Annotated in this window: 10 protein-coding genes; 4 read left to right on the top strand and 6 right to left on the bottom strand. The window is 39.6% G+C overall.

The window, feature by feature from the left end; translation table 11 throughout:
- Window positions 1-135 precede the first annotated feature (135 nt).
- Window positions 136-1,152 (top strand): ligase-associated DNA damage response exonuclease, encoded by a 1,017-nt coding sequence (locus tag GFH32_RS11955; protein ID WP_153511819.1) that lies wholly within the window; start codon window positions 136-138, stop codon window positions 1,150-1,152.
- On the top strand, window positions 1,149-2,729 hold the full coding sequence (locus tag GFH32_RS11950; RefSeq protein WP_153511818.1) for an ATP-dependent DNA ligase: 1,581 nt from the start codon (window positions 1,149-1,151) through the stop codon (window positions 2,727-2,729). The genes GFH32_RS11955 and GFH32_RS11950 overlap by 4 nt, the downstream gene beginning before the upstream one ends.
- A 6-nt stretch (window positions 2,730-2,735) precedes the next feature.
- Here GFH32_RS11950 and GFH32_RS11945 read toward each other — a convergent pair whose 3' ends face one another.
- The 4 genes from GFH32_RS11945 to GFH32_RS11930 form a co-directional block, all read right to left on the bottom strand.
- Entirely contained in the window at window positions 2,736-3,500 is a 765-nt protein-coding gene (locus GFH32_RS11945) for a TIGR03915 family putative DNA repair protein (RefSeq protein ID WP_153511817.1), read from the bottom strand.
- Window positions 3,497-4,756, bottom strand: a complete 1,260-nt coding sequence (locus GFH32_RS11940) for a putative DNA modification/repair radical SAM protein (protein ID WP_153511816.1) — start codon at window positions 4,754-4,756, stop codon at window positions 3,497-3,499. Before GFH32_RS11940 ends, GFH32_RS11945 begins: the two co-directional genes overlap by 4 nt.
- A gap of 78 nt (window positions 4,757-4,834) precedes the next feature.
- Window positions 4,835-5,341, bottom strand: a complete 507-nt coding sequence (locus tag GFH32_RS11935) for a pyridoxamine 5'-phosphate oxidase family protein (protein WP_153511815.1) — start codon at window positions 5,339-5,341, stop codon at window positions 4,835-4,837.
- Between the two features lie 49 nt (window positions 5,342-5,390).
- Window positions 5,391-5,936 carry a lipocalin family protein gene (locus GFH32_RS11930; RefSeq protein ID WP_153511814.1) on the bottom strand — a complete coding sequence of 182 codons (546 nt, stop codon included), beginning with the start codon at window positions 5,934-5,936 and terminating at the stop codon, window positions 5,391-5,393.
- Between the two features lie 372 nt (window positions 5,937-6,308).
- Here GFH32_RS11930 and GFH32_RS11925 point away from each other — a divergent pair, with 372 nt between their 5' ends.
- Window positions 6,309-9,380: a SusC/RagA family TonB-linked outer membrane protein gene (locus tag GFH32_RS11925; protein ID WP_160366801.1), complete on the top strand. Its 3,072-nt coding sequence runs from the start codon at window positions 6,309-6,311 to the stop codon at window positions 9,378-9,380.
- A gap of 22 nt (window positions 9,381-9,402) precedes the next feature.
- Entirely contained in the window at window positions 9,403-10,980 is a 1,578-nt protein-coding gene (locus tag GFH32_RS11920; RefSeq protein ID WP_153511812.1) for a SusD/RagB family nutrient-binding outer membrane lipoprotein, read from the top strand.
- A gap of 140 nt (window positions 10,981-11,120) precedes the next feature.
- On the opposite strand, the gene GFH32_RS11915 is transcribed toward GFH32_RS11920, so the two are convergent.
- The gene (locus GFH32_RS11915) at window positions 11,121-12,080 is read right to left on the bottom strand and encodes an FAD:protein FMN transferase (protein ID WP_153511811.1); all 960 of its coding nucleotides are present in this window, start codon (window positions 12,078-12,080) and stop codon (window positions 11,121-11,123) included.
- A 10-nt stretch (window positions 12,081-12,090) separates the two neighbouring features.
- Complete coding sequence (locus GFH32_RS11910) at window positions 12,091-14,292, bottom strand: PepSY domain-containing protein (protein WP_153511810.1); 2,202 nt, start codon at window positions 14,290-14,292, stop codon at window positions 12,091-12,093.
- Between the last annotated feature and the right edge of the window lie 7 nt (window positions 14,293-14,299).

Here is a 14,299-nt window from a genome sequence, read left to right as displayed (position 1 = left end):
ACCCTCACCAGCCGCCTTTTTTTATTTAAAAATTGTTAAGTGTGCACTTTGGTTGATAAACATCTGAGAGGTTCTCTAGCAGCTTTTCTGCAGTAATACCGGAAAACAAATAGCATAGTTAGGGGTTGTTTTGGTATGCAAATCCTCGAATTTCGACCTCAGGGTATATATTGTAAACCTGGGAAATTCTATATAGATCCTTGGTTGCCGGTTGATAAGGCCCTTATTACTCATGGGCATGCAGATCATGCACGGATGGGGATGAAGAGTTATCTCTGCCAGCGATATACAACCCCGATCTTGCGAATTCGACTTGGCGAAGGGATACAGGTACAAGATCTTGATTATAACGAACCTTTAAACATTAATGGAGTTACTGTTTCATTTCATCCTGCAGGGCATATTATTGGTTCTGCACAAATAAGAATAGAATATAAGGGAAAGGTAGTCGTTGTGTCAGGAGATTATAAACTTCAGAACGACGGAATGAGTACTCCGTTTGAGCTCGTCCGATGTCATGAGTTCATTACCGAGAGTACTTTCGGTTTGCCCATATATCAATGGGAGCCTGTCGAACAATTGAATAAGCAGATGCAAGATTGGATTCTCCGCAATCAGTCCTACGGAAAAACTTCAGTATTCATTGGCTACTCGTTAGGTAAGGCGCAGCGTATTATGAAAGCTGTGGAGGGAATTGCGGACATCTTCGTACATGGTTCGATCAATCGTTTAAACCAAGCCTATGAAAGTGTTGGTATTCAATTGCCAACATATCGTTCGGTCGATTTGAGAGAAGACTTAAAAGCAATCAATCAAGCTGTTGTTATTTTACCGCCTTCATTGGTTGGGACGAATATTATTAAACGTATTCCCAATATGGCTTATGCGATATGTTCTGGTTGGATGGCTGTTCGAGGAGCACGTCGCTGGCGGAGTGCCGACGCTGGTTTCGCAGTCAGTGATCATGCGGACTGGAATGATTTGATTGAGGTTACGCGCGGGACAGGTGCTGAGAAAGTTTATGTGACGCATGGACAGACAGCTGTATTTAGCAAATTTCTTAATGAGCATGGAATTCTTTCCGAAGAAATAAAAACAGATTTCGGCGTTGAGAAGGAAGAAGCATTGATGAAGGAGGACGAGACAGCATGAAGGCATTTGCACAGTTGATCAGTAGCTTAGACAGTAGCAATAAAACCACATTGAAAATGGAGGCAATCCTTCAGTTTTTAGATATTGCTGATAACAGTGATAAATTGTGGTTTCTCAGTTTATTCACTGGAAAGCGACCTAAGCGTCAGGTGAGTACAACGTTAATGCGTGAATGGGTGAAGCAATTGGTTGATATCCCGGATTGGCTATTTTTAGAATCTTATTCCGCAGTGGGGGATCTTGCGGAAACAATCTCGCTATTATTACCTAATCCAGAAGGCTATATTGATTTCTCCCTCTCCGAATGGATGGATCAAATCATTAATCTTTCGGGAAAAACGGAAGAGGAAAAGAAAACTCTCGTTATCAACGCATGGAATAATCTTCCCCATCAGGAGCGATTTATTTTCAATAAACTGCTCGGCGGGAGCTTTCGAATCGGTGTCTCAGCGAAAAGCCTAATCAACGCAATAGCTCAACATAGCCAATTAGAGCCCGCTGCAGTAGCGCATAGTATTATGGGCGAGTGGCGAATAGAAGAAATTGAATTCGATAAATTGATTAATGGGGAATATGTAGATACCCATTTGTCTAAACCTTATCCTTTTTGTTTAGCGTATCCAATCGAAAACCTCGATAAGCAAATTGAACGTCCAATAGAATGGCAGGCAGAATTCAAATGGGATGGAATCCGTGGTCAGATAATCAAGAGATCCAATGAAGTTTTTATCTGGTCTCGAGGGGAAGAATTGGTCAGCGAGCAATTTCCAGAATTAGTCGAGGAAATCAAAAATTGGCACGGTGATTTTGTGCTTGATGGCGAAATATTAGCATTTCGCGACCATGAGGTTCTTAATTTTACATTCCTACAGAAGCGCCTGAATCGAAAGAAAATAAGCGATAAATTAAAAAAAGAGATCCCAGTGACAATGATTTTATATGATCTTTTGGAAATAGAAGGCGAAGATTGTCGGAGTAAACCATTGCATATTCGACGTAGTGAGTTAGAAGCGCTCTTTCATCGACATCCGGATACGAATCTTCAGCTATCTGCGAGCATAGATTTTACCAGTTTGGAAGAGTTGGCAGTACGAAGAGCCTCTTCTCGTTTGAATAACAGTGAGGGATTGATGCTCAAACATAAAGACTCTATCTATCATGCTGGTCGAAAACGGGGGGATTGGTGGAAATGGAAAGTTGATCCCTTAACAATCGATGCTGTATTGATTTACGCGCAGAAAGGTAGCGGTAGGCGCAGTGGATACTATACCGACTATACGTTTGCTGTTAGAGATGGGGATAACTTGGTGAGCATCGCAAAGGCATATTCTGGCCTTACTGATAAAGAGATCCAAGAAGTGACTCGTTTTGTTAACAAGAATGCGATAGAGAAATTCGGTCCTGTTCGTACTGTAAAGCCAGAGTTAGTCTTTGAAATAGCATTCGAGGGGATTGGATGGAGTAGTCGACATAAATCCGGTATCGCTTTACGCTTTCCTAGAATCTTACGTTGGCGTCAAGATAAAACGGTAGCAGATATCGACGATTTAGAGGAGGTGAAGAAACTCATTCAATAAAACCTGTTAACCTTGTTTTTCCACTAAATATTTCCAGTATCGTTTAGGCACATGTTGTAAATGAAGTTTCATGTTTTTGCGAGCAACAATATTGGTAGCCCTAAAATAGGCTTTCCATAGTTTTTGATAGTGCAGTTCCTGTTTGTCAAGTTGGATACTAAGCGCTAATTCAGAGTGTGTCGAGTTGCTTTTTGCCATAGTAACTTCCTGCACCTGATTTAAATCGTATAAATAACCGTAATCCCTTTTTAAATCATAAATAAGCCACCGTTGATCCGTAAAGCGTCGCTTAAAGAAGGAGATAATCAGGGGTAAAACATTGAAATCGGGTTCAATAACTGCAGAATACAGCTCGTCCTCTGATTTACTAAATCGGATAAATGCTTTCATACGATGGCTTTCTCTTCCCATTTTTTTTACCGTTTGAGAAAAATACAAACTATCGGGATGGGCATAATTCTTCAAGACAATCTTGTTGTCTTTGAATATGAAGAGCATTAATTTAAATCCCACGCGCCAGGCGATTGGATCTTCTGAGAGAAAATTCTTGTAAAAATCGTAAGTGGAAGCAGTCCCTATATGCAGTTCGAGCCCTGTTATGATACGTTTTGCTTTTTCGGCATCTGAATCAACTGTTATTTGCTGTGCAAATAGATTTGAGTTCATCTTTTCTAGCGTAGACGGCTCTGCATCGAAGTTTTTATCTTTGAATAGCTGAAAAAAAGCCGTTAGATACCCATAATAGCTGCCGTCAAATAGATAATAGATCATGCAAATAAGGACAATTGTGCTGAGGGCAAGATAGCTTGATACTTACTTGAACCGTTGTTTAATATTGTTCTTCTCACGGCATCCATTTGCAAATCTCCCCAATTTCTAATCGAATCTGCGTAGCGAATGAAGAACTTTGCCCTATTGAATGCAATTCCAATTTTTTTTAATTGGTGCTCGTGAAGCTTTCCAAATTTCCTTGCTTGTACAATTTTTAAAGCCGAACCTCTTCCAATCCCTGGTACCCTTAGAATCATCGAATAACTGGCCGAATTAATATCGATAGGAAAAAAATGGGGATTGCGTAAAGCCCAACTTAATTTGGGGTCGACGTCCAGGTCTAAATGTTGATGTTCAGGATTGAGTAATTCATTCAAATCGAATTTATAAAAGCGCAATAACCAATCTGTTTGATACAACCTGTTTTCACGTAATAGAGGGGGAGCGGAGCCTATCTGGGGGAGACTATTGTGGCTATTGTTAATGGGAATATACCCCGAATAGTATACACGCTTGAGATTATAGGAATCGTAAAACTCTTTAGAAATCTTCATGATGTCGTAGTCTGTCTCCGAAGTAGCACCAACAACCATTTGCGTACTTTGCCCAGCAGGAACAAAGCTCGGCACATGTTTAATTAATTTCTTCTCCTCAGCGAGCATTATTTTTTGACTATCCACAAATTGAAGGGGCTTGCGAACGGAATCATGATCCTTTTCAGGAGCCAGTTGTTTTAAACCCTCTTCGGTAGGGATTTCCAAGTTGATACTCATTCGATCAACATATAAGCCCGCCTCTTTGATCAACTCTTCACTTGCCCCGGGAATAGTTTTTAAATGAATATAGCCAAAGAAGCGTTCTTCTGTTCTCAATTTTTTTACAATTCGCATCAAACGCTCCATTGTAAAGTCGGCTGATTTAAATATGCCCGAACTCAAGAATAAACCTTCGATATAATTACGTCGGTAGAAGTTCATAGTCAGCTCCACCACTTCATTGACCGAGAATGCAGCACGCTGTATATCATTGCTACGACGACTAACACAAAACGCGCAGTCATAGATACAATAGTTGGTGAGTAAAATCTTTAATAAGGATACACAGCGACCGTCTTCTGTATAGGTATGACAGATTCCTGATCTAGACGAATCACCAATACCTCCTTCATTTTTTCGCTTGCCGCCACTCGAACTACAACTAACGTCATACTTCGCTGCGTCTGCTAATATTGCTAGTTTTTCCTCTGCTGTAATCATTTATATAAAATTGATTAGCACAAAAATACTAAAAATATTAGTAAAAATAAGTGTGATTTGTATAAAACTTACTTAAACTTAGAGGCTGAGCTTCCCGTCTCTTCCGACTTCGAAGTTATTTCCAGTAATTGCATTTGCCGCTACTTTCATCAGCGTAACAAGTTTATTTGATTCAGAATCCCAATAGTAAGCGTCACTAGGAACGATTTTTAAGACTTGAATATTCGGATCTTCTTTACCTTTTTCAAACCAGCCTTCCATCATTTTATTCCAATACTTTTCTATGCGCGCTTCATCTCGCGATATTTCTGCATTTCCATTGATCGTTATAAATTCGTAATCCTTCGGCTGCGAATAGATTAATGTAACTTGTTGGTCTTTTTGCAAGTTTTCAAAGGTCTCGCTGGCTTTGGAGAATAAATACCAAATATTGCCTTCTTCGTCCACCTCTTGACGACTCATAGGAACTGCGTGTGGTCGCTTTTCATCTTTCTTGAAAGAACAAAGCATGCCGATATCGATCTTATCGACCATCTTTCTTAATTTTTCGATGGCCTCTTGATTAGTCAAATTTTCCGTGCTCATAATATTTTCGTTATAGATTAATGTTTCTTTATGCTGTTGATATTTCAATTTACTTTTGTTCAGTCCATACTAATCGACTCATATCGTATCCAGCCTCAATTGCGATTCGAATAAATTTCTCTTTGACCTTCTCCGGCATAGATTTGTTTCTCGATAGAAACCAAATGTAATCGGTGCTTTCCCCGAATACCAAAACGTTTTCATATGCTGGATCCATTGAAACGACATTATAACCCGAATAAAAAGGTCCAAAGAACGATACTTTCAAGGCGCCTTTATTTTGGTCACCGATGAAGTTCGCTTTACCTTCTGATTCTTTCCATTCGTTCTTTTTTGTGTCAAAGCCTTTGTTTAATACTTTGATTGAGCCATCGTCATTTAGAGAATATTCTGCCGTTACTTGGTTTAAATCCTTTTCATGCTTGAAATCAAAGCGTGCTATTTCATACCATTTACCCGCGTAAGACTTTATCTCAAAGTTGTCAACAACACTGACGCCTGGAGGCACCTTCACTGTTTTACATGCATTGATAATGAAAGGTGCAATCAGTAAGGCTGATCCGATAGCTATTTTGATATAGGTTTTGTAGTTCATAAGAATTTCGTTTCTATAAGAACAATTTCCGAAATACATAGTTTTAGGATTTCTCCATTAATGTGGGAGTCTACCGACCAATTAGTATTATAATTGACCCTTTAGCGGCGGAATGAATTATTTTATACGCGCTATCGTAGCCTATGATTTCATTGATATTTGTCATTTTTAATTGGTTTTTGAGGGGTCAGCAGTGATAGAAGAGCAGTTTTTTTACACGCTCTAAATCGTAGAAGATGTGCGAATTACAATTATTATCGACAACGCTCTCGGTGATTTAACGAGCTTGTGCTTGTATATCCTTTTATTTAATCGCTCCTTTGATTAATCGTAAAACGATTGAAATACCTAATAAAAACCAAAATTATGCGTATGAAAAAAGAGTACAAAAGTATTAAAGTGCTATGTATGTCGCTCTGTTTAGTCGTCCTCGTCCAACTCCGGGCGATGGCTCAAGAGATCACAGGAAAGGTCATCGATAAAAATGACGGCACTGCCTTGTCGGATGTTACTATCCGAGATAATCAGGTGGTTGTTAAGTCAAGTGCCGACGGTACATTTCGAATTGCATCGAAACTAGGTGCAAAACTAGAGCTGAGTTTACTCGGCTACAATAAGCAAGTTTACATATTGAACAGTCAGAGCAATGTTGTCATTGCGATGGAACGCTCGGAGGATCAGATTGAAGAGGTTGTCGTAACGGCTTTAGGGATCAAACGAGAGACTAAGAAGTTAAGTTATGCGACACAGCAAGTATCTGCAGAATCAATTAACGGTATCAAAGATAACAGCGGAAACTTTGTAAGTGCATTGACAGGGAAAGTTGCCGGCGCTGTCGTTTCGACAACGTCAGGTGGACCTGGTTCTTCAGCACGTATTGTTTTACGTGGTAATAAATCCATCACAGGTAATAACAACGCGTTGATGGTTGTCGATGGGATTGTTTTTGATAATACCTCCGTTCAACAATCGGCAGCACCGTTTTCTAACGTGTATTCGAGCAGTGATGGTGGGGCTAATATCAATCCTGAAGACATTGAAAGCATTAACGTTTTGAAAGGACCTTCGGCAGCTGCATTGTATGGTAGCCGCGCTGTGAATGGTGCTATTATTATCACAACAAAACAAGGTACTGCGGGTCGTTGGAAGCTGGATTTGAACAGTAATCATAGCTTTGAAAACGTTTCCTATTTACCTGAACTACAAAACACGTATGGACGTGGAAACGGCGGAAAGCTAGGCACAAATGCAGTGGATAGCTGGGGTGAAAAAGGTACTACTTATACCGATAATGTAAAGAATTTCTTTCGCACAGCATATACCACTAACAATTCCGTTAGTGTATCAGGCGGCGGTGAAAAAGTAACTTCCTATTTCTCTGTAGGGAATAATCGTATCGGGGGTGTGATTCCGGAAAACTATCTAGGACGTAATAATGTCGATTTAAGAATTAATACAGAATTAGTTAAGGGTTTAAAAACCGATTTGAAATTAAGCTATATCAATCAAAACATTCATAACAAGCAACGCATGTCGGCCAACGGATTAATGGCGCAGGTGTTGACGATGCCTCGTGATATGGATGATGAAGAGTTAAATGATTTCGAGACTATCAATCCTTCGACAGGATTGCCAGAAAGTAAGTTTTGGAGTACCAACGTGAATAATGATAACCCATATTGGAGTATTTATCGGAATTCGGTAAACGAGAAAAGAGATAGAATAATGGGGATGGGTTCTATTTCCTATCAATTCACACCATGGTTGAACTTTATGACTCGTATGAGCTTTGACCGTTATAATGAAAAAACAGACGGTTCATTCTACAACAGTACAAAATCCAACGGAAATGTTTTACCTGGAGGGCAATATTACCTTACACGTTCTGAGTACAGCAATAGAAACTTAGATTTATTATTGACAGGAGGAACGAAGTTTGTTGACGATCAATTTGAATTGAACTATGTTGTAGGATCTAGTTTTTTTACTCGTGAGTACAATACAGGAACGGATATGGCGAACGGATTAACAGTTCCAAATAACTTCTCTTTAGCATTTGCAGCAACACCAACATTCCAAGGCTTCTCGGCTTACAAACGTCATTTGAATTCTATTTTTGGAAGTATCAACGTCGGGATGTGGGAAAGTTTGTATTTAGATGTGACTGCTAGAAATGACTGGTCATCGACGCTTCCTGCTCCACACAGCTATTTCTATCCTTCAGTAGGTCTTTCATTCGTGATGAATAACTGGATGAATCTTCCTGAATGGATTAATTTGGCAAAAGTTCGCGGATCTTATACGATGGTTGGTAATGATGCCGAACCGAATTTATTAAATCAAACATATACTTATGCTGCCGGTTCAGGTAAAGGTTTTATAACGCGTAATCCAACGAAAAGCATTAAAGATTTGAAACCAGAAAAGACAACATCTTATGAAGCTGGTTTCGACGTTCAAATGTTTGGCAATCGTTTAGGTATTAATGGTACTTATTATAAGAGTAACTCTATTAATCAGTTGATCTATTTGGCAGCAACAACCTCTACAGGTTTTGATTCACAATACATCAATGCTGGGGATGTCGAGAATGAAGGGTTTGAATTGCAAATTCAAGGGAAACCAGTTCGCAACGATAATTTTGTTTGGGAATCATCTTTAAATTTTGCTAGAAATATCAGCCGCATCAATGAGTTGACCGATCAAATTTCTTCTGTAAACATAAGCTCGAGTATTGCTTACGCCACAGTAGTTATTTCTAAAGGAGGTGGATATGGTGATTTATACGGCGCAAAATGGAAAACAGATCCAAACTCTGGAAAATATATCGTGAACGCATTAGGTATGCCGGTAGTTGAAACAGGAAAGAAAGTAGGTAACTATAATCCATCGGCAACTTTAGGATGGAACAACACATTCAAATACAAAAACTGGGGCTTCAATATTAATATTGATGGTCGTATTGGTGGAGAGATGGTATCCGGATCAGCGGCATTAATGGCTGATTACGGTGTTGCTGAGTTTACCAATGCACATCGCGATGGGGGTTGGGTAATTGACGCTGTCGATGAAGCAGGAAACGCAAATACAAAAGCGATAACTTCAGAAGGATTCTGGACTACAGTTGGTGCTGGCGGAATCTACCCGTATACGCAGTTCTTTACTTTCGATATGACGAACTTCCGTATCCGTAATCTAGGTGTTTCCTACACGTTGCCTAGCAAGCTATTGCCATTTGTACGTTCTGCGCAATTTAATGCATCCGTTAACAACGTCTTGTTTTTATACAAAGGAAAGTCAATCCAAGATATTCCAGGGCTTGGGAAGATTAAAAACCCTGTAGATCCTGAAGCATCTATCGGCGCAGGAAATTTCCAAGGGGTTGAAGCAGCAGCTTTACCTTTAAGCCGAACAATCAGTATGGGTGTTAAACTATCTTTTTAAGTTCTCTATTTAAAAAAACGATATGAAAAAGTTTATTCATAAATATAAATTCCTAGCCGTAGCATTGCCATTAGTCTTTAGCGCGAGTTGTACCAAAGACTTTGTTGAAGATAATAGGGATCCAAATGCGATTACCGATGTCAGCAATGCTGAGTTTCCTTATCTGTTCAACAAGGCATTGGCTTCTGTTTTTGTAAATGCTTCTTACTATGAGACGACGCAAAACTATTTTGCCGATATCTACGCACAATATTATGCGAAGAGCGTTTCTACAGAGCGTTATATGCTCAATTCGGAGTATGCTCGCCGAATGTATCTCGTTTCTTATGTACATGTTGGAGCACAGTTGAAGTCGATTTTAGATTCTGCTGATCCAAACTCTGGAGAATATGCGTTAGCGAATGTAATTTGGGTGTATAATTTTGGTCGCTTAACGGATGTCATGGGTCCCATACCTTATTCTGAAGCACTAGAATCCGATGGTAGCAACGGTGTTAAATACGATAAAATGTCTGATATCTATGCAGACTTCTTTGTTCGTTTGACTAAATCTGTTGATGCGTTGAAGAAATTGAACACATCGACGAGTTTATTCGGCGGTCAAGATAACTTATATGGCGGTAATGTTGGCCTTTGGATCAAATTTGCCAATACCTTAAAGCTCCGTTTGGCACTTCGCGTATCGAAGATTGATCCAAGCTTAGCGAAAAAAATGGGTGAGGAGGCATATGCCTCGGGAGTGTTGACAGCCAACACCGAGAATGCGAGCTTGTTAAAGTCTTTGTTGGGCAATGACTTTAACGGAATGGCAAGTATTTCTGGATGGTATGCGACGTCAATGAGCTCAACAATGAAATCTTATCTGCAAGGCTATCAAGATCCTCGTTTGAGTATATTCTTCCAAAAGAATTTTACAACGAAGGAATTCAGTTCTAGAAGGAATGGCATGCCAGCGACGGATATAAACGTGATGGTAAATAATGTCTCTGTCAATGCCAATACCTTGCAGTCAAACGTTGGACCTTATTGGATTACTTATAATGCGAACGGTGTCGCTACACAGAATTTTACGAACAGACAACATGTTCTTAGTTCAGCCGAAGCGTATTTTCTGCGTGCTGAAGGTGCATTAAATGGTTGGTCTATGGGCGGAACCGCACAAGCGTTGTATGAGGATGGAATTAAGCAAAGTTTAAATCAATGGGGTGTAGTTGATGCGGCTCAAGTTAGCGCATACACGAACTCTGAGAATTTGCCTACGGCGCCCGGAGATTACTATAAGTCGGCCGCTGTATCCAGTACCCCGATCAAATGGGCTACAAGTGAATCAATGCAACGTAAGCAGATTGGTACGCAAAAATGGTTGGCAATCTTTCCTGATGGATGGGAAGCGTGGGCAGAATTTAGACGTACAGGTTATCCAGATATGTACAACTTGATCACTTCAGAAAATGCCGATCTTCCGGTAGGAACGTTCATCAAACGCCTAACTTATCCAGAAGCTGAGTATACCGCTAACGCGCAAGGTGTTAAAGAAGGAGTTAGCTATTTGGGCGGAACAGATAAAGCATCTGTTCGTTTATGGTGGGATGTTGATTAGTCAATAGCGTTAAATAAATCGTTTTTAATATATTGTTTGAATTACACTGGGATCAAAAGCCGTAAGGAAATGATCTCAGTGTTTTTTTTATTTAACGGCAAATTCGGCTGTTTGAAATCTTGAAAAGCTGAAGTGATTCCCTAGCGGTATATCTTTTTATTATCGCCAATCAGAATAAATCTATATTGAGGAAATTGCTTGGCAAGCTTTATTCCTTTTTTCGCACCTAGAACCATAACAGAAGTTGAAAGACCATTCGCAAATTCTGCCGATGGCCCATAAACTGTTGCGCTTACTAATCCTGTGGATGGATAGCCAGTTTTTGGATCAATGATGTGCGAATAACGAACATCGTTAAACTCAACATACTTTTCATAACTACCAGAGGTTGCAACAGCATGCTCTTTAAACTTCAGTACTTTAATCATTTTATGAGCTTTGAAAGGATTTAGTACACCGATTGTCCAAGGTTCCCCATTCAACTGCTCGCCCCAGGAAGCAATATCGCCAGAAGCATTGATCATACCCGCTGTGATATTTAGATTCTTCATGACCTCTCTTGCCTTGTCAGCTGCATATCCCTTTCCGATAGAGCCAAACCCAATTTTCATACCCGCCTTCGCTAAGTAAATACTGCTATTTGTACTGTCTAGTATAATGTGTTGGTATCCCACATGCGCGACAGACTGTTGTATTTGTGCTTCACTAGGCATCGCTTCCATACTGCCGTCAAAGCGCCAAATCTTGTCGAGCGCAGCAATACTGATGTCGAATGCGCCATTACTGATCTGAGAGAAATATAGTGCTCTTTTACAGAGGTCGTATACTTCAGAATCAACTTGAATGGCTTTGATACCTGCGTTTTGGTTAACTCTTGAAATCTGTGTATTTGGACGCCATTCGGAAATTAAATTTTCAATGCGTTCTATTTCCGCAACAGCCTGATCGATATGAAGATTGGCCGTGCTAGAATCCTTGTCGACAAGGGTAATCTCAAAAACAGAACCCATTAATGTCATGCTACGTCGGATTTGCACCTGTGCTGAGCTCAAGTTGACGAAGAAAAGGAGTAAGGCTATACTGGATAGAAAACTCTTCATAAGCTATAGATTAATAGCAGTCGTGGAGGATTTGTTTTCGTTCGTGGTAAAAAGCTAGTGGCTTATCGTTCAACTCTTGTACGATTTGGTCTAAGGCTTTTTCTACATCTCTTAACATCACTAGAGATCCACATATCATAATGATACCGTCGTTCTTCAAAAGCGCGGCGAATACAGTCGCATCTCGAGCGATTAAATCCATCACATATTGCCCAGGCGTATGTCGAGAATAAGCAAAATGATAATCAGATAATCTATTCTGTTGAATCTTGCGTTGAGCAAAATCTTGGTATTCTTTAATCCAGCAATTTTCTGTTCGGAACCCTCCATAAAGATGAATTTTTGCTTGTCTCGTATTTTCATCAATCATACCTAAAAATGGTGCAATACCAGTTCCATTGAAAATCATAGCGACTTCTTTAGCTTTTTTCGGTAGATTGAATGCTCTATTCGGCATTAGTCGAGCTTTAAGGACTTCGTTAGCTTGTAGATTATGTAGAAAGCAGGATCCTAATCCAAACTCATGTTTTTTGACAATAAGTTGAAGCAACCCGTTGTTTTTTCCAATAGAATAGAGACGTTCTCTTTGATCATTTGCGGGGTAAATAGCCAAGAGGTCGCCCGAATTAAAACTTACGCGTGAGAGCGGTTTTAGCGTTACTCTAAAAGTGCTATTGTCATCAGTAACTGTTGTTTTTTCGACAACAGTCCATTTCTGTAGTTTCTTTTGTTTTTCAGCATACACTGATGCTACGGTAGCAACTGGGAGCAATGATTTTTCACTGTAAGCGTTTACCCAGTTTAAGAAATCATCCATTGAACGATCATTAACCAAATGAATTGGTAGGTATTGCGAAGCCCACTGTTGTTTTGCTAAACTTTCATCAACTTGCATTGCAAAGGCGCAAAAGTCTGGATAAGCTGTCGATCCAAACCCAATAACGCTATAATCGATATGTTGTTGCTGAGGAAATTGATTTAGTAAATGGGAGAATTTTGTCCCATTAGATGGCGGATCACCTAATCCGTAAGTTGACGTGAAAACTAAAAGCTGTGTTGCCTGTGGAAATAATTCGTATTGATTCATACTAGTTAAGTATGATTTTTCCCCAGCGGCTAATAATTGCTGATGTACTTTATTTGCGTAGAATAGTGTACTTCCATTCTCTGATCCATAGAGGATAATAATACGTCCTTGTTCGGCTTTAAATTTGTTCTTTATCTTCGTTTTTGCACGTTTGATGGTGATAACAAAACCGGTGTAAATAAAGGCAAGGATGTTGATCGAAGCAATGCCTAAGATCAATGCCCATAACATATTTGTTCTACCGGTATGCATATCTAAATTCCACCTTTCCCAACCCTTTTGTTTGGCAAACATAGTTTGCGCAGCAAGGCTTCCATTGATTTGATTAACGCTAATCGATTGATCCTTCAACTTTACGATGAAAAATTCCTCCGGATCATCTGGAATAAATGGAAAATCGATCTGTTCGACATCTTTAAGAAGCGTCGTTTTGAACACCGGGAAATCCGCTACTGGAATACTATTTTCATCAGTTGTCTCGCTTAATTTTACGTCCACTTCTTGCTCTTCTCCTTGAAATGCTGAAAGGCGTAGTAAAAACAAGAATGTTCCAGTAAAGGCGATTAATAGGATAGGAATAAGCATCCATCGGCCCGTAACGACATGGAAGTATTGTGCGAAGAAATCCTTCTGTATTTTATCGAAGAAATGACGAATTCCCTTTTGTCTTTTTAGAATTAACGCTATTCCACTAATACTTATTAAGATCAATAGAAAGGAGACAATCGCAACAATCCAGCGGCCAGTTTCTTTTAAGAATAAGGAACGGTGTAGAGCAGTTGTCCATTGGATAAATGAACTTTGCTGTGTAATTTCTGTGAGCTTTTGCCCCGAATTAGGATCAATAAACCCTTTAACATTTTCACCTTCATCGTTGATGGCGTCAATACTAACAAATCCACGATGGTCAACGCTTAAGGATATGATCTCCGGGTAAACCTCTTGCAGTTTAGGGATAACTTGCGCGAGGTTTACCTGGTCGAAATTCTCGACTTTGAGATCAGGAGTTTTTTCATATATGGCATTTATCGAAAGGACAACACCTGTTAGCGATAAAATGATTAAAAAAATTGAAGAAATAATCGCTAGGGCAAGATGTGCATATCGCCACAGTGATAATACCATACGGATA

Origin of the sequence: Sphingobacteruim zhuxiongii, from assembly GCF_009557615.1 — a bacterium.
In the GTDB taxonomy this organism is placed as follows: domain Bacteria; phylum Bacteroidota; class Bacteroidia; order Sphingobacteriales; family Sphingobacteriaceae; genus Sphingobacterium; species Sphingobacterium zhuxiongii.
This window is presented reverse-complemented; position numbering and strand designations above follow the sequence as displayed.